This window comes from Melittangium boletus DSM 14713, from assembly GCF_002305855.1.
GTDB classification, from domain to species: domain Bacteria; phylum Myxococcota; class Myxococcia; order Myxococcales; family Myxococcaceae; genus Cystobacter; species Cystobacter boletus.
Genome location: NZ_CP022163.1, coordinates 7,777,994 through 7,794,932, shown reverse-complemented (window position 1 = coordinate 7,794,932; position 16,939 = coordinate 7,777,994). Strand labels below are relative to the sequence as shown.

Below are 16,939 nucleotides of genomic sequence, written 5' to 3'. Positions count from 1 at the left end.
GGGAAGTCCAACCCCCCCTTCCGAGGGACCCCACCCATGAATACCGGACGATTCGCGCTTCGTTGCTGCACCACCGTCCTCGTCCCGCTCGCCCTCGCCGCCTGCGGAGGGGGCGCCCCGGGCTGCTCCCAGTGCCCCCCCATCGAGGGCACCTACGCCCTCGCGCTCGGCACGGGCACGACGCCCTCGTCCTGCCAGGGAGTGACGGTGACACTGCCCCGGGGGCCGCTCGAGGTGCGGCAACAGGGCGGCACGCTGTCCGGCGACCTGGACGGACTGCCGCTCAGCGGCACCGTCTACGAAACGGGGGAGTTCAACCTCCTGGGCAACCGGCTGGCCCCCGTGGACGGCGGCACGGCGGGGCCCGAGTCGGTGAGCCTCTCCGGACGCTACGTGCCCGCGGTGGGGGATGGCGGCGTGCCCCTCTTGGAGGGGGAATGGCTGGGCAACTTCGCGAGCACCTCGTCGGGGACGGTCCGGCGCTGCGCGGTGGCCCGCCCCTTCACGGCCACCCGCCAGTAGCCTGGCGGGAGACGCCGCGCGGAGCGGGTCCGAACATCCACGACGGGACTACTTCTTCGCGGCGGCTTCCTTGGCGGCGGCGGCCTTGCGCTTCAGCTGGCGCTTCCACTTCTGGCGGATGATGTTCTGCACGCGGCGGTGCTTGCTCTTGCTACGGGCCATGTCAGGTGTCTCCTGGGTGAAGGTAGGACAGACGAGGGGCGCCTACGTACCAGAAGTTCCCCCAGAAGAGGAGTCCCCGCTGTCATCCGGCGCGGGCCGGGTGGGTTGGGGAAAGCTGCTCTCGGACAGGCGGACCTTGGGTGTGGGGGTCCCCTCCCCCTCCGGAGGCCGGGCCGGCGCCGCCGGAGCGCTCGCCGGGTGGGCACGCTTGCGGGCGGGGGCGAACAGGGGGCGGCTCGCGTTCACGAAGCGTCGCACCTCGTCCAGGGGCAGCGCCGGGACGAAGTTGCCGTTGACCCCCGTCATGGACGTGGCCATGCACATGGCGTTGAGGATGGCCTCCTCGGTGGCCTCCATCACCGCCTCGTAGAGGGGGTCCAGGCGCTGATCCAGGAGGATTTTCAGCTTGTAGACCATCTTCTGGGTGCGCCGGGGGATGATGTTGGCGGTGGAGAAGCCCACGACGATCTCCCCCGAGCCATGCGCCGCGTAGCTGCCCACCCGGCCGATGCCCAGGGCCACGCGCTTGCACAGGCGGTTGATCTGATGGCTGAGCAGGGGCGCGTCCGTGGCCACCACCGCGATGATGGAGCCGTAGCTCTGCACGCGCCGGGGCACGTGCTTGAACTTCTCCGCCAGCACCTCGCCCACGGGCAAGCCGCCCACGCGCAGGTTGTGCATCTTGCCGAAGTTGCTCATCACCAGCACGCCCAGGGTGTAGCCCCCCAGCGCCTCGGGCAGCTTGCGCGAGGAGGTGCCGATGCCCCCCTTGAAGTCGCACGTGAGCATGCCCGTGCCACCGCCCACGTTGCCCTCGGCCACCGGGCCTTCCGAGGCCGCGCGGATGGCCTCGTAGACGTGCTCGCGCTTGACGTGCCGGCCGGAGATGTCGTTGAGGAAGCTGTCGTCGCACTCGCCGACGATGGGGATGATGACGTCGTGCTCGTCACCGATGCCCGGATTCTGTTCCACCATGTAGCGGGCCACCGCGTCGCTCACCGCGCCCACGGCCATGGTGTTCGTCAGGAGGATGGGCGTCTCCACCAGCCCCCACTCCATGAGCTGCGTCATGCCGGACACCTCGCCGGCCCCGTTGAGCACGAAGCCTCCGCCCGTCATGCGCTCCATGAAGATGTCGCGCCGGTTGGGCAGGATGGCGGTGACGCCCGTGCGCACGGGCCCCTGCCCCGGCTTGAGCGGCCCCTCGCCCTGGATGATGGTGCTGTGCCCGACGAGCACTCCCTCCACGTCGGTGATGGCGTTGTGCTTGCCCGGCTTGAAGCGGCCCAGCGGAATTCCCAGTTCCCGGGCTCGGACACGCTTCTCGGGGGACTCGGTCTCTGGCAGGTCGGCCATGGGGTGGCAACCTAGCCGAGACCCACCTCGGGTCAATCAATCCCGCTCGATCATCTCCCGGATGCGGGCGGCCAGCGCGTCCAGGGCGAAGGGCTTGGTGATCATCTCCATGCCGGGAGCGAGGAAGCCACCGCGCACGGACGCCCCCTCCGCGTAACCGGTGATGAACAACACCTTGAGTCCCGGACGGAGCTGACGGGCCACCTCCGCGAGCTGGCGTCCGTTCATCCCCCCGGGCAGACCCACGTCCGTCACCAACAGATCGATGCGCCCCTCGGCCTCGAGCACCGGCACCGCCGCGCGGGCATCGTGCGCCTCCACGGCCTCGTAGCCCAGATCCTCCAGTATCTCCATCACCAGCATGCGCACGGCGGGCTCGTCCTCCACCACCAGGACGCGCTCGCCGTGCCGCGCGCGCGGCACCTCGCCCTCCAGGGCCGCCTCGCTCGTTCCGACCTCGGCCCCCACATGACGCGGTGTGTAGAGCTTGACGGTCGTGCCCCGGCCCTGCTCCGAGTAGATGCGGACATGGCCTCCCACCTGGCGGGCGAAGCCGTAGATCATGGACAGGCCCAACCCCGTGCCCTGGCCGATGGGCTTGGTGGTGAAGAACGGCTCGAACGCCCGGGCAATGACCTCCGGGGGCATGCCCTGGCCGGTGTCGCTCACGCACAGCACCACGTACTCACCGGGCTTGAGCCCCTCGAAGCCGCGCGTGTAGTTCTCGTCGAGCCGGGTGTTGTTCGTCTCGACGGTGAGCAGGCCGCCCGAGGGCATGGCGTCCCGGGCGTTGATGGCCAGGTTGAGCAACGCGTTCTCGAACTGGTTGGCGTCCGTCATCGCCGACCACAGGTGCGGCGCGAGCAGGATCTTCAGGTCCACGTGCTCGCCCAGGGTGCGCCGCAGCAGGTCCGACATGGAGGAGACGAGCGCGTTGAGGTCCGCGGGTTTCACGTCGAGCGACTGGCGGCGGCCGAAGGCGAGCAGGCGCGCGGTGAGCGCCGCGGCGCGGTGAGCCGAGGCCATGGTGGAGGCGATGTACTTGCCCGCCTCGGAATAGCGGCCCGCCGCCAGGCGGCGCTTGAGCATCTCCATGGAGCCCATGATGCCGCCCAGCAGGTTGTTGAAGTCGTGCGCGATGCCCCCGGTGAGCTGCCCCACCGACTCCATCTTCTGGGACTGGCGCAGCCGCGCCTCCGTCTCCTGGAGGGCCTGCTCCTGCTGCAATTGTTGGGTGATGTCGCGCGTCACCGTGCCCAGGCCAATCACCTCGCCCGATGCGTCCCGCGTCACGAACACGTTGTAATGGACCGGGGTGCTCTTGCCCGTCTTGAAGTCACGGAAGTGGCACCGGCCTTCCCAGCGGCCCTCGCGCAGGGCCGTCGGGATGACCGTGTCCTCGATGAGCGAGCGCTCCTCGGGCACGAAGAAGTCGACGACGGAGCTGCGACGCACCTCGTCCAGGTCGTCCAACCCGACCATCCGCCGGCCCGTGGCGTTGACGTAGAAGACCCGGCCCCCGGCGTCCGCGATGCCAACGAAGTCCGGAGACGCGTCGAGCACATCGAACAACCGGCGCTGGAGCACGGCGCTCTCGCGCTCGGCCGTGACGTCGCGCCCGATGATGTAGAAGACCTCCTCCCCGGGCACCGCGGTCCAGGCGATGACGCGCTCAGCGCCGTCGGCCCGCACCAGGCGATCCTCGAAGCGCGTCACGCGCTCACCCCGCGCCAACTGGGCCATGGCCCGCTCCGCGGAGGGGTGATCCCCCGGGTGGATGAGTTTCACGAAGGGCCGCGCGAGGAGCGTCGCGTCGTCCAGCCCCAACAGCCGCGACCAGGCCGGGTTGATGGACTTGAGGTAGCCATCGAACCCCGCCACCCCCATGAGCTCGTCGGAGTTGCGCCAGATGCGGTCTCGCTCCCGCGTGCGCTCCTCCACATGCTGCTCCAGCGTCTCGTTGGCTTCCCGCAGGGCCCGCTCGATCTGCTTGCGCTCGGTGATGTCCAGGACGAAGGTGTAGACCCCCAGGATGTGGCCCTTGAGATCCCTGCGGGGGAAGTAGCGCAGCTCGAGATCTCGATGGATGCCATGCAGATCCAGGGCCGCCTCGAAGTGGACCTCTTCCCCGTCCAGCGCCCGCCGGAAATAGGGCTCACGCTGGGCGAAGATCTCCGGACCCACCAGGTCGCGCACCGACACGCCGAGGATGCGCTCACGGGGTATCCGCAACCAGGCGGAGTAGGTGTCGTTGACGAACTGGAAGCGCAGGTCCCGATCGACGTAGCCAATCATCTCGGGCGCTTGGTTCGTGAGCAGACGCAGATCCTGCTCGCGCTCGCGGACCGCCCGCTCGGCCAGGGCCCGCTCGATCGCCTCCCACGTCCGGGAGGACACCTCGCGGATGAAGCCCACGTCCGCGTCCGACCATTGGCGAGGCGAGGTGCTGTGGGCATAGATGAAGCCCACCAGACGCTCATTGCGCATGAGCGGCAGGCTCATGAAGCCCCGCATGTTCAGCGCGCGGTAGTTGGGCAGTTCCGAGGGGTCGAGCCACGGCGCGGTCTCGGCGTCCGTCTCGAGGGTCGCCAGGCCGCGCCGGAGCCGCTCCATCGTGGAGGCGAAGGCGGAAAAGGGATAGCCCCCCGCGATGCTGGCGACCTGGCCATTGGACCAGTCCTGCTCGACCGTGAGCGTCTCGGACTCCAGGTCCACCACGGCGAAGCCCGCGCGAGACAATCCCAGGGTCTTGCCGAGCAGCTCCGCCGCGAGCGCGGAGATGTCCCCCGACTCCGTCAGGCTGCGGAACCGATCGCTCAGGTCGAGCAACGCCCGCTGGCGCAACTCCGTCGTCTTGCGCTCCGTGATGTCGATGGTGGCCCCCGCGAACCGCACGGGCTGGCCCTGGGCATCTCGGAAGATGCGTCCCCGGGCGTGGAGCCACCGGATCCCCTCGACCGGGGAGACCCGGTACTCGGAGTCGTATTCCTCGCCCAGGTCGACACTGCGCCGGATCTCCAGCCGCTCTCGTTCCCGATCCTCGGGATGGAGGCCCTGGAGATAGGCCTCGAGCGGCGCCCCCCGGGCCGCCGCGTCCGGCTCCACGGAGAAGAGCCGGGCGAAATGGGGATCCGCGTGGAGCCGATCCGTGGGGATGTCCCAATCCCAGATGCCGATGGAGTCGGACGCGCTCAACGCGAGCTGCAAGCGCTCCTCGCTCCGGCGCAGGGCGGACTCGGCCTTCTTCGCTTCGGAGATGTCGCGGGAGATCGTCGCGTAGCCGGTGAGGTTGCCGGCCGCGTCGCGCAGGACGAAGGCGTTGTAGTCCACCGGAATGGACGCGCCCGTGACCTGGTGCATGAAGCGCATCTCTCCCCGCCAGTAACCCCGCGTGTGCTGGGCGGGCAGGACCACGTCCCGGATGAACGCGCGATCCTCGGGAAAAAAGAGCTCCGGGATGAGCATGGGCTCGGCATGGTCGTCAGCCAGGCCCACGAGACGGCGCCCCGCCTGGTTGATGAACACGCCGCGCCCTTCCATGTCGGCGATCCCCACGAAGTCCGAGGACTGCTCGGCCAGGAGCAGGAAGCGCTCCCGCTCCTGCTCGAGTCTTCGTTGCGCGGTGCGATCCCGGAGGATCTTCACGAACCCCACGAGCGTGCCGGCATCGTCCTTGAGCGGCATCAACTCGCCACTGGCCCAGAAGCACGAGCCATCCTTGCGCCGATGCCAGCGCTCGTCCGTGGCGCGCCCCTGCTCCCGAGCCATCCGCAGCTCCCGCTCGGGCAAGCCCTGGGCCCGGTCCTCTTCCGTGAAGATGACGTGGGCGTGCTCGCCGCGGATGTCCTCCAGTGACCAGCCGAGGATGCGCCGGGCTCCCTCGTTCCAGTGCGTGACACGGCCTTCCAGGTCCAGGGCGAGCACGGCGAAGTCGATCGCGCTCTCCACGATCCGCCGGTAGAGGGCTCCGCCGGACTCAGCCTCCTCCCTGTCGAGCAGTCCACGCAAGCGCTCGACCTCGGCACGCAGGGAGCGCAGCTCGTCGGACTCGGGAGAGCTCATCGAAGGGCACGGGGGTCACGAGAGGGTATGTGCAACTCATGCCCACTCCTCTCCGGGCGTGCAACGGCAAATGGGCCGGAGCCTCCCGCTCAATCCACGGGTGGACGGGCCAGACCCCGCAGCAGCAGAAGCGTCTGCGTCCGGGCCAACGCCGCCACACCTCCCGCCACGGCCTCCGGTGTCAACTGCCCATCCACCAGGAGCGAGGCCAGTCCGTGCACCAATGACCAGCACGCGAGGGCCTGCCGCGAGGTGTCCCCGTCCCGCACCTCGCCCGCTCGCTGAGCCTCGGCGAGGGCGCCCACCAGCAGGGCGAACGCATCCGCGTCCTCGTCGAGGGACTTCAAGGGCCGGGTGAAGTGAGGACCGAACATCACCCGGAAATGTGCCGCGTGCTCCACGGCGAACAGCACATAGGCGACACCACAGGCGCCCAACCGGTCGATCGGGGATTGCTCCCGGGCCATCTCCTCCTTCATGCGCGACGTCATCGCGCGGAAGCCCTCCTCCGCCACGGCCACCAGGAGCGCCTCCTTGTCCGCGAAGTGACGGTAGGGCGCCGCGTGGGTCACCCCCGCCCTCCGAGCCACTTCCCGCAGTGACAGCGCGCCAAATCCCTCCTCGGCGATGAGCGCCAGCGACGCGTCCAGCAAGGCCTGGCGCAGATCGCCATGGTGGTAGGCCGATTTGTCCGCCGTCTTCTTCCGGGTGCGTCGCAGCGCCATGGCGCTCTCCTCGCCCAACGGACGACTCCGTGCAAGGCACACCTCGTCCGAGTCCCCATGTTGTCAGTGAAAACCTACCGGGATCGGCGGGCGGCCCTACAGGCACGGGGTCGTTCATGGAAGCTGCTGGCCCTCGCGGAGTGGCCCCACATAACATCCGTGCATGACTCTCCCGACTTCACCCGCGGTCCCCCCCTCCTCTCCTGACTCCTCCGCCCTCGCCGAGGCGCGGCGGCTCGCGCCCCGCGTGGCCGCCCGCTCCGAGGAGATCGAGGCCGCCCGCCGGTTGCCCGCGGACCTCGCCCGGGAGCTGGCCGAGGCCGGTCTCTTCCGCCTGGTGATTCCCAAGGCCCTGGGGGGCCCCTCTCTCCACCCCGCGCAAATCATCGAGGTGATCGAGACCCTCGCCCGCGCGGATGGCTCGACGGGTTGGTGCGTGATGATCGGTGCGCTCACCGCCATGAGCGCCGCCTGGATGCCCGAGGCGACGGCGCGAACGCTCTTCGGCGCGCCCGACACCATCGTCGGCGGAGTGGCCGCGCCCACGGGCCGCGCCGAGCTCGTCGAGGGGGGCTATCGCGTCACGGGCCGCTGGTCCTGGGCCAGTGGCAGCCAGAACTGCCGCTGGCTGACGGGCGGGGTCGTGGTGACGAAGGACGGAGCGCCCCGGATGATTCGCGAGGGCATTCCCGAGACGCGCCTGCTCTGGTTCCCCATCGAGGACGTGACCCTGCATGACACCTGGCACGCCTCGGGCCTGTGCGGCACGGGCAGTGGAGACATGGAGGTCCGCGACATCTTCGTGCCCGCCGACCGCTCCCTGTCGCTCCTCACCGACCGTCCTCGCGTGGAGGACCCGCTCTACGCCCTGCCTCCGTTCGGCCTGCTGGCACTGGGCATTCCCGCCGTGGCGCTCGGCATCGCGCGCCGTGCCGTGGACGAATTGACGGCCCTGGCGCAGCAGAAGAAGAGCCCCCTCACGGGCCGCACCATCGCCACGCGCGGCGCGGTGCAGGAAGCCGTCGCCGAGTCCGAGGGCACCTTGCGTGCCGCGCGGGCGCTGTTGATCGATACGGTGAACACGACCTTCGAGGCCGCCACGCACAAGGAGGTCACCCCGCGCGGCCGGGCCGAGCTGCGGCTGGCCTACACCCACGCCACGCGCAGCGCCGCGCGGGTGGTGGATCGCATGTACGAGGCCGCGGGAGGGGCCTCCGTCTATCGTTCCAGTCCGCTGCAGCGCTGCTTCCGCGACATCCACGTGGCCACGCAGCACGCCATGGTGGCCCCCGCGACCCTGGAGACCATCGGGAGCGTGCTGCTCGGCGCGGAAGCCAACACCGCCATGCTCTGAGCGGACCCGGCCCCCTCCCCGGCAACTCACTCCGCCTGGAGCGCCTCGAGGAGGGTGTCGCGCATCTGCTTGCGGATGTTCAACAGGCCGGTGTTGGGGAACGGAGCGGCCGTGCGGGTCGCCTCCCCGAGGACAGGATAGAACCGGTCGGCCATGAGGCCGGGCAGTTCGTAGACGGCCAGGTTCGCGGGCATCAGGTAGCGCGGCACACGGCCCTCGGCGGGGGCGTCCTCGGAGAGGACGATCCACTGATAGGTGCTCGCCCGGGTCATGTACGCGACGAAGTCCCGGGCGGCCTGCTCGCACGCACCCGTGCAGCGCGTGCTCAGGGTGAAGGAGTCGGTGAACAGCAAGGGCTGATTGCCCTGACCCAGGGGTGCGGGCGCGATGCGCAGCTCCAAGGCACTGGCCCCCACGGGCAGGTTCTTGATGACGACGTGCATCCGCTCGGAGAAGCCCAGGGACGCATCGGCGAGTCCCTGGGCGAGGCGGATCTCCGGCAGGTCGATGTTGTCGTCGTACGTCCCATCGATGCAGGGGTTGCCCTCCGCGGTGTCGCAGGCCCGGGCGAGCCGGTTCATGCCGGCGAGCACGTCCGGGTCATAGTGCTCGGTCGTCACGGCGGACTGGACATTCGCGGGGCCGTGGGTGTCCGTCCAGGCGTCGAGGTAGAGCGACGGCAGGTTCCAGCTCCCCAGCAGATTGCCGGACAGGTTCGTGGCCGGGGTGCCGAGCGCATCGAGCGCGTGCAGCAACTCGTCCACGGTGCGCGCGCCGCTCACCGCGTCGCTCCGGGAGTGGATGTAGTGCGTGCATTGCCAGTGAGGCACGCCGTAGAGCTGCCCCTGGATCGTGGAGGCGGAGATCCCCGCGGGATGCCAGCTCGGACCCTCGGGCAGCGCCCCCCAGGGCCGCACCGCGCCGGTGTCCACGAGTTCTCCGAGCAGGGACGTGTCCACCTCGACGATCTCATAGGGACACGCCCCCTCTCCCCGGAGTGACGCCGCGAGCTGGGAGGGCTCGTAGAGGTCATCCTGGAAACAGGGCGGGTTGATCACCAGATCCACGTCCGGATGTTCCCGCTCGAACTCGGCCTCGATGCGCGCGGAGAGGGCCTTGAACTGGTCCCCCGCCGCATCCGGAATGTACGAGTAGAGGGGAACGCGCAGGAGGACCCGCTCTGGTTCCACCCCGGGCTCCTGCTTCCCGCCACACCCGAGCACGGGAAGCGCCGCCACGCCCCAGAGCACCATCCATTTCTTCAACCGTACACGCGCCACGATGTCCATGAAGCCTCGCTCGACAAGGGATCCACGGTCGGCCATTTAGACGGGAACACGGCCAAGCGAGAAGAGAACCACATGGCGAAAGTAGGACGGCGGGCATTCACCCTGGGTTTGGGCGCGGCGGGTCTGGGCGCCCTGGTCTCGAACGGCTGTTCACGCGCGTCTCGACAGGCCGAGCCACCCGCGAGGATGGCCGCGTGCTCAAGCGGCACGGAGTCCTGACCGCGCTGGAGCCGGAACGCATCATCGCCGAGGCCTCGGCCGCGGCGGAAGCGCTCCGGACCCGGACCGCGTGGCGGTGAAACGCCCGGAAGCGGACTCGACGCACTCCGTCATCCTCTTCTGGACGGAATCGTCGCCCCCGAGGTTGGAAAAGGCATGACAGCCGGGAGCCCAAGGTTCTACGACGGAAGCGAGGGGAATCCCCGCGGTCCGTCGGGACCCGCATGGACGGGAGCTGATCGGCACATGAGCATTCTATCCACCACCGTCGACCCTTCCTCGGAGGCCTTCCGCCGCAACGAGGCGCTCAACCGGCGCCTCGCCGAGGAACTTCGTGCCCGCGTCGCGCAGATGGCGCTGGGCGGTTCGGAGGACGCGCGCAAGCGGCACACGTCCCGAGGCAAGCTCCTGCCCCGCGAGCGTGTGGAGCGGCTGCTCGACGCGGGCTCGCCCTTCCTGGAGATCGGCCAGCTCGCCGCCAACGGCATGTACGGGGACGAGGCCCCGGGCGCGGGAGTGATTGGCGGAATCGGCCGGGTGTCCGGCCGCGAGGTGATGATCGTCGCCAACGACGCCACGGTGAAGGGCGGCGCCTACTTCCCCATGACGGTGAAGAAGCACCTGCGCGCACAGGAGATCGCCGAGGCCAACCACCTGCCGTGCGTGTACCTGGTGGACTCCGGCGGCGCCAACCTCCCCCATCAGGCGGAGGTGTTCCCGGACCGCGAGCACTTCGGACGCATCTTCTTCAACCAGGCGAACATGAGCGCCAAGGGCATCGCGCAGATCGCCTGTGTCATGGGCTCGTGCACGGCGGGCGGCGCCTACGTGCCCGCCATGAGTGACGAGACGGTGATCGTCCGCGGCGCGGGCTCCGAGAGCCAGGGCACCATCTTCCTGGCCGGCCCGCCGTTGGTGAAGGCCGCCACGGGCGAGGTCATCAGCGCCACGGACCTGGGCGGAGCCGACACGCACGGACGCAGATCCGGTGTGGTCGACCATGTCGCGGCGAACGACGAGCACGCGCTCGGCATCGTGCGCGACATCGTCTCGCGGCTGAACACCGTGAAGCCGGTCCAGCTGGACATGGCCGCGCCCGTCCCGCCCCGCTACGACCCGGCCGAGCTCTATGGCCTCATCCCCTCCGACGTCCGGGCCCCCTACGAGGTGCGCGAGGTGATCGCCCGGCTCGTGGACGGCTCGGAGTTCCACGAGTTCAAGGCGCTCTATGGCACGAGCCTCGTGTGCGGCTTCGCCCGTATCTGGGGCTACCCGGTGGCCATCCTGGCCAACAACGGCGTGCTCTTCTCGGAGAGCGCCCAGAAGGCGGCGCACTTCATCGAGCTGGCATGTCAGCGCCGCACGCCGCTGCTCTTCCTGCAGAACATCTCGGGCTTCATGGTGGGCGGCAAGTACGAGGCGGGCGGCATCGCCAAGGACGGCGCCAAGATGGTGACGGCGGTGGCCACGGCGAGCGTGCCCAAGTTCACGGTGCTCATCGGCGGCAGCTTCGGGGCGGGCAACTATGGCATGTGCGGACGGGCCTACTCGCCGCGCTTCCTGTTCTCCTGGCCCAACTCGCGCATCAGCGTCATGGGGGGCGAGCAGGCCGCGAGCGTGCTCGCCACCGTCAAGCGCGATGGCATGGAGGCCAAGGGACAGACCTGGTCCAAGGAGGACGAGGACGCGTTCAAGGCCCCCATCCGCGAGCGCTACGAGGCCGAGGGCAACCCCTACTACGCCACCGCTCGGATGTGGGACGACGGCATCATCGATCCCGTGCAGACGCGCGACGTGCTGGGCCTGGCCCTGTCCGCGTCGCTCAACGCGCCCCTCGCGGACGCTCCCCGCTTCGGCGTCTTCCGCATGTGAGGTCCGCCATGATCACCAGCCTGCTCATCGCCAACCGCGGGGAGATCGCCCGCCGCATCATCCGCACCGCCCGCCGCCTGGGCATCCGCACCGTAGCCGTCTACTCGGAGGCGGACGCGAACGCGCCGCACGTGCGCGAGGCGGACGAGGCGGTGCCCATCGGCCCCGCTCCGGCGCGCGAGAGCTACCTCGTGCCGGACAAGCTCATCGCCGCCGCGCGTCAGTCGGGCGCCCAGGCCATCCACCCCGGCTACGGCTTCCTGTCGGAGAACGCGGGCTTCGCCGAGGCGGTGATCGCCGCGGGGCTCACGTGGGTGGGCCCTCCGCCCTCGGCCATCCGCGCCATGGGGCTCAAGGACGCCGCCAAGAAGCGCATGGCGGAGGCGGGCGTGCCCACCACGCCGGGCTACCTCGGGGAGGACCAGTCCCCCGAGCGGCTGCACCGCGAGGCCGACGGCATCGGCTATCCGGTGCTCATCAAGGCCGTGGCGGGCGGCGGCGGCAAGGGCATGCGCAAGGTGGACCGCTCCGAGGACTTCCCGGGGGCGCTCATGTCCTGCCGGCGCGAGGCCTCGGCGTCGTTCGGGGACGACCGGGTCCTCCTGGAGAAGTACGTCACGAGGCCCCGGCACATCGAGGTGCAGGTCTTCGCCGACCAGCACGGCCAGGCCGTGCACCTGTTCGAGCGGGACTGCTCCCTGCAGCGGCGTCACCAGAAGGTCATCGAGGAAGCTCCCGCGCCGGGAATGGACGCCGCCACGCGCGAGTCCGTGTGTCAGGCGGCGGTCCGGGCGGCCCGGGCCGTGGGGTATGAGGGAGCGGGCACCATCGAGTTCATCGCCGACGCGAGTGACGGGCTGCGCGCCGATCGCATCTGGTTCATGGAGATGAACACCCGCCTCCAGGTGGAACACCCGGTGACGGAGGCGATCACCGGCCAGGATCTGGTGGAGTGGCAGCTGCGCATCGCCTCGGGAGAGCCCCTGCCCCTGGCGCAGGAGCAGCTCCACATCCGCGGACACGCGATGGAGGCGCGCCTGTACGCGGAGAACCCAGCCACGGGCTTCCTGCCCTCGACGGGACCGCTCACCCACTTCCTCCTGCCCACCGAGTCGGTGCGGGTGGACTCCGGCGTTGAGCAGGGCGGAGAGGTGACGCCCACGTACGATCCGATGATCGCCAAGCTCATCGCCCATGCGCCCACGCGGAGCATGGCGGCGGCCCGGCTGGCGGCGGCCTGCCGCGCGGTGCGGGTATGGCCGGTCAAGACGAACGCGGCCTTCCTGGCGCGGTGCCTGGAGCATCCGGACTTCCTCGCGGGCGCGGTGGACACGGGCTTCATCGGAGCGAGGCTCGACGCCCTGGTGCCAGGAGCCGACCCCTCCGAGGCGGTGCTCCAGGCCGCCGCCGTGGCGAGGTTGGCCCCGGTGACGGCGGCGCCGATCGGCTTCCGGTTGAACGCACCGCCGCGCATCGAGGTGCGCCTGGAATCCGAGGGCGCCCGGCACGTCATCCAGGTGAAGGCACCGCCCCGCCCCTCCGCGCTGCCGGTGGTCACGACGGGCGAGCAGACGATCGTCTTCGCGCAGGGCCTGGCCCACGCATTCACCCCGCTCCGGGAGGAAGGCACGGCGGGCGAGGCGACCGCGAGCGGAGGGGCGGTGCTCTCGCCCATGCCGGGCCGCATCGTCACGGTCTCCGTGGAGGCGAAGGCCTCGGTCCGCAAGGGCCAGCCGCTGGTGACCCTCGAGGCCATGAAGATGGAGCACACGCTGCTCGCGCCCTTCGACGGCGTGGTGGTGGAGCTGCCCGCCAAGACGGGCGCCCAGGTGGCCGAGGGCGTGGTGCTCGCGAGGCTGGAGCCGGCGTAGGCGCGCCGCTCAATCCTCCGGAACGGTGTGGATGCGCAGCGCCTCGCGGGCGAAGCGGGTCATGCGCTCCATGAGGGGGGGCATGGCCTCCCGGAAGTGACGGCCGGACAGGTCCGCGGCCGTCTCCAGCTTCTCCTTGCACCGCAGATCCAGGCACAGGTTGACGCCCACGCGGCGCTTCGAGTTGACGTCCGTGGACAACAGGCCAATCTCGTTCGACGAGCCGTAGGCATGGCACCAGTCGCACATCTGGGACGGGGTGCTGGAGCCCTGGGGCTCTCTCCGGAAGGCGAGGCCCATGGGACGCTTGTTGTCCGGCGAGGGGCACACCAGGAAGACCCGCGTCCCCGAGGGCTCCACCCACGAGAAGTAATCGCGGACGAAGAGGGGGAACTTGAGGCCCTTGGGCAACTCCACCTTCTCCCGGTCACGCGGGCGGAACGCTTGCAGCAGATCTTTCTCGGTCTCGATCAGGAACATGGGGGCTTTCCTCGTGCGGCCGTGACACCCACCGGGCGCGGGGGGACATGCCCTTCATAAACGCCTCGCGGCGGGCTTGCTCGTTTCCAGATGAAGCAGGGCCTCGCCGGGCTCCCCGCGAAGCAACCTGGCGAGAGAGCGGAGGAACGCTCATTTCCGTACATCGATCCGGCACAAGGCGACCTTGTAGCCGAGGGTACGAAGGCGATCCGCCTGCCGGACGAAGTTGAGCTGACTGAAGAAGGGCAGCGCCCGCGGCCATCCCAGCCTGTTCGCCTTCGCGATGACCGCGAAGACGACTTCATACTCGCCGCGAGTCGGAGCCCGCGTGGGGTCACCCAGCATCTTCGCCAACACGGAACTCTGCGCCTCGACCCGCCGCTTGAACCGATGTCGGGTGTCCTCGTCCCGCAGGAAGGTCTCGGCCGACACCGCGCCCTGGGAAAACAAGTGGCTCAAGAAGGAGGACTTCCCCATCTTCTTGACGTGGATGAACTGCCGCGCGTTTGAAAAGAGATCACATGTCTCGAAGGTGGAGCGAGCGCCCTTGGGCTTGTCCAGCACCTTGTCGAGACACACCAACTCCGTGGACCCCAGGGCCGCACCTTCGTTGTATTGGTCTTCCCGTTGATGAGCCTTGGCGGGCGGAAGGCTCTTGAGTTCCTTGACGTACGCCGATGCCTCCTTGAGCGTCCTGGCGGCGAAGACCTTTTCGATCCTGAACCACTGACCCGCCGACAGAACATGGAGTTCATCGCCGCTGCTCAACTCCGCGACCAGACACTTGTAGAGGGGCCACTTCTCATACTCGATGCCTGACGCCTCGACGGCGCGAATCCTGGCCGACTTGAACTGCTCGGGCGAGAGTTCGAACGTTCCGGATTCCACTTCCGCCTGCTCCGCCATCGCGGCGAAACACTCCTCCAGATCCAAGTCGCCGTGAACATCCGCGGATCTCACGGACTCACCTGGGTACAGAAAGCCTATTCCATCCCAGTCGATGACCTCGGGAGGAGCCAGATGAACCTTCTGGAAATCGCGAGCATTGAGGGTCCTCAGTAGCTCATCATCGAGACGCTGCCGGGTGGTGGGCTCCCGGATGAGGCGGATGTTGTCCACCCAGGCGAAGCTCTTCTGGTAATGCGTGCTCTCATAGCTCGCGAGAAGCACCTCGCACTTGTCCGCCAGTTCGGAAAACGAAAGCTCCGCGGTCAGGGACAATGAATCCCGGCCGCCCAATCGCTTCGCGAGTGTGGAATCCGTCGGCTCACCCGTGACCGCGCCCAGGAGATCTCGGACATCGTCGATGCTGAAGGCATCAATCCCGGAGCTTCGACTGACCTGTCGACGCGTATGGACGGTCAGCTCCTCGATCGTGCGAACATCGAGGCTGCGCAGCTTCTTCTCATCCACGGTATTGAGCGTGACCTTCAAACCAAAATCCATCTCGAAGGATTCAGGCTTGAGAAGATGCCGTGCGGGTCCGAAGGTCACGGCGAACCATCGCTCGCTCGCGCGGAGAAAGAGGAGCGCCGCCGGGAACATGCTGTGTGGAATGGACACGCCATCGGGAAATGCCTCTTCCACGAAGGGCACCCACCGGGGTTGCCTGGCCGTCGATCCGGCCGTGTAGAGAACACCTTTGAACCCGATTCCTCTCGGGAGCGGCGTCTCGGTCAGCTCATGGGGTGTCTTGAGTGCGGATTCAGGGGTGGGGAACTCCCGGCGGATCAAGAGGACGGTCAAGGTTCGGGTCGCGCGCTTGGGAGGACTCTTTTTCATTGAGACGAACATTCTGGGGACGAACCCAGCACGAGACCATTCCCCTTTGGTGGTACTCGCCATGGACTTTTTCCATGCAACGGAGCGCTGTAGCCTGTGAACCACCGCCAGAAGCCATTCGCCTATCCACCCACAGGGAGGACCACCCCATGAGACGCGAGTCGAGCCGCACCAAACGAAAACCACCGCTGGTAAAGGAATTGTCGGCGGCTCTTCGCGAGTCCCTGCATTTCTCCGAGCTGTATGAATCCTCGGAGCGAGCCCTTCGTGAGTTATTCCAGACGGAACACATCGCGCTATGCATGTCGAATCCAGACAAGCCCACAGCGTACGACTGGCGGACGAAAACAACAGGTGCCCTCTTCCGCGACCATTCCGCCTGGGGCCCTCCGAGAGACTTCGTTCTCCAGGGAGTCACCACCAACCCCAACGAGGCGATGCGGGACACGGACATCCTTCGGGGAGGAAAAGTAGAAGACACCCAGACCTACCTGATCTGCAGGGCGAATGGGCTGCCCTTCCGGCGCGTCATTTCGATGCTGGTGACCACGCTCGAGCAAGGCGTGCACGGCGGCATCACCCTTTACAGCGAGCGGCGGGATCCCTTCTCTGTCCGCCACAAGCACCTGCTCCAGGAGTTCCAACACGAATGGGCGAGCGCCTTCCGGAACATCTGGCGGTACTCCAACGTGACGTCTCGCAACCAACTCCTGGAGGAATTCCACCTCCGGGAGTCCACCTCACTCGTGCTGAATTCTCGAGGCAAGGAGGAACTACGAACGAAAGGCGTCTCCGCGCTCCTCAAGAGCTGGTTCGACTCCTCTGCGCTCAATGACGAGGGCATTCCGTTCGCTTGGATGGAGCGGCTTGCCACCCTGGTGAAAGCCGATGGCAGGGTGGCGCCCAAGCTGTACTCCTTGCGGCACTCCGACTCCAATGGAGAATTGAAGGTGGAGTTCATCGAGTGCCCTCGTTTGGGCGGCTGGCAGTTATGGGAGTTGAAGCTTCAGGACACCCGTCGTTCTCAACTCATTCCTGAAAAATGGCTACCTCATCTCACGCCACGGCAATGGCAGATTGTGAATGGAGTCATTCATGGCGACAGCAACAAAACAATCGCCACAGACATGGGTATCACCGATGACACAGTGAAGAAGCAGTTGAACAAAGTCTATAAAAAGCTGGGCTGTGACAGCCGAACCGATCTCACCTCCAGGGCATTGCGGCCCTGACGCGCGAGGGCCA

At 68.1% G+C, this 16,939-nt stretch carries 12 protein-coding genes; 5 read left to right on the top strand and 7 right to left on the bottom strand.

Annotated features, from left to right (window positions below):
- The first annotated feature begins 36 nt into the window (after positions 1–36).
- Entirely contained in the window at positions 37–522 is a 486-nt protein-coding gene (locus MEBOL_RS32310; RefSeq protein WP_095981046.1) for a hypothetical protein, read from the top strand.
- Positions 523–570: 48 nt separating this feature from the next.
- Here MEBOL_RS32310 and MEBOL_RS32305 read toward each other — a convergent pair whose 3' ends face one another.
- From MEBOL_RS32305 to MEBOL_RS32290, 4 genes are all read right to left on the bottom strand, one after another.
- Entirely contained in the window at positions 571–684 is a 114-nt protein-coding gene (locus MEBOL_RS32305; protein ID WP_002623709.1) for a hypothetical protein, read from the bottom strand.
- A 42-nt stretch (positions 685–726) separates the two neighbouring features.
- Entirely contained in the window at positions 727–2,040 is a 1,314-nt protein-coding gene (locus tag MEBOL_RS32300) for a DmpA family aminopeptidase (protein WP_095981045.1), read from the bottom strand.
- 36 nt (positions 2,041–2,076) lie between these two features.
- A complete protein-coding gene (locus tag MEBOL_RS32295) occupies positions 2,077–6,102 on the bottom strand; it encodes a PAS domain S-box protein (protein WP_095981044.1) in 4,026 nt (1,341 codons plus the stop codon).
- A gap of 89 nt (positions 6,103–6,191) precedes the next feature.
- On the bottom strand, positions 6,192–6,827 hold the full coding sequence (locus tag MEBOL_RS32290; RefSeq protein WP_095981043.1) for a TetR/AcrR family transcriptional regulator: 636 nt from the start codon (positions 6,825–6,827) through the stop codon (positions 6,192–6,194).
- Positions 6,828–6,990: 163 nt separating this feature from the next.
- Between MEBOL_RS32290 and MEBOL_RS32285 the strand changes: the two genes are divergently transcribed.
- Positions 6,991–8,181, top strand: coding sequence for an acyl-CoA dehydrogenase family protein (locus tag MEBOL_RS32285; protein ID WP_095981042.1), 1,191 nt, complete (start codon positions 6,991–6,993; stop codon positions 8,179–8,181).
- 26 nt (positions 8,182–8,207) lie between these two features.
- On the opposite strand, the gene MEBOL_RS32280 is transcribed toward MEBOL_RS32285, so the two are convergent.
- Complete coding sequence (locus MEBOL_RS32280) at positions 8,208–9,470, bottom strand: type 2 periplasmic-binding domain-containing protein (RefSeq protein ID WP_095981041.1); 1,263 nt, start codon at positions 9,468–9,470, stop codon at positions 8,208–8,210.
- A gap of 465 nt (positions 9,471–9,935) precedes the next feature.
- Here MEBOL_RS32280 and MEBOL_RS32275 point away from each other — a divergent pair, with 465 nt between their 5' ends.
- Together MEBOL_RS32275 and MEBOL_RS32270 are read left to right on the top strand one after the other, a co-directional pair.
- Positions 9,936–11,561, top strand: coding sequence for a carboxyl transferase domain-containing protein (locus MEBOL_RS32275; RefSeq protein ID WP_095981040.1), 1,626 nt, complete (start codon positions 9,936–9,938; stop codon positions 11,559–11,561).
- An 8-nt stretch (positions 11,562–11,569) separates the two neighbouring features.
- Positions 11,570–13,432: an acetyl/propionyl/methylcrotonyl-CoA carboxylase subunit alpha gene (locus MEBOL_RS32270; protein WP_095981039.1), complete on the top strand. Its 1,863-nt coding sequence runs from the start codon at positions 11,570–11,572 to the stop codon at positions 13,430–13,432.
- Positions 13,433–13,441: 9 nt separating this feature from the next.
- Here MEBOL_RS32270 and MEBOL_RS32265 read toward each other — a convergent pair whose 3' ends face one another.
- Together MEBOL_RS32265 and MEBOL_RS32260 are read right to left on the bottom strand one after the other, a co-directional pair.
- Positions 13,442–13,912 carry an FBP domain-containing protein gene (locus tag MEBOL_RS32265; RefSeq protein WP_095981038.1) on the bottom strand — a complete coding sequence of 157 codons (471 nt, stop codon included), beginning with the start codon at positions 13,910–13,912 and terminating at the stop codon, positions 13,442–13,444.
- A gap of 150 nt (positions 13,913–14,062) precedes the next feature.
- Positions 14,063–15,757: a DUF6119 family protein gene (locus MEBOL_RS32260; protein WP_245919013.1), complete on the bottom strand. Its 1,695-nt coding sequence runs from the start codon at positions 15,755–15,757 to the stop codon at positions 14,063–14,065.
- 86 nt (positions 15,758–15,843) lie between these two features.
- On the opposite strand from MEBOL_RS32260, the gene MEBOL_RS32255 reads away from it, so the two are divergent.
- On the top strand, positions 15,844–16,926 hold the full coding sequence (locus tag MEBOL_RS32255) for a LuxR C-terminal-related transcriptional regulator (RefSeq protein ID WP_157823794.1): 1,083 nt from the start codon (positions 15,844–15,846) through the stop codon (positions 16,924–16,926).
- The last annotated feature ends 13 nt before the right edge of the window (positions 16,927–16,939 follow it).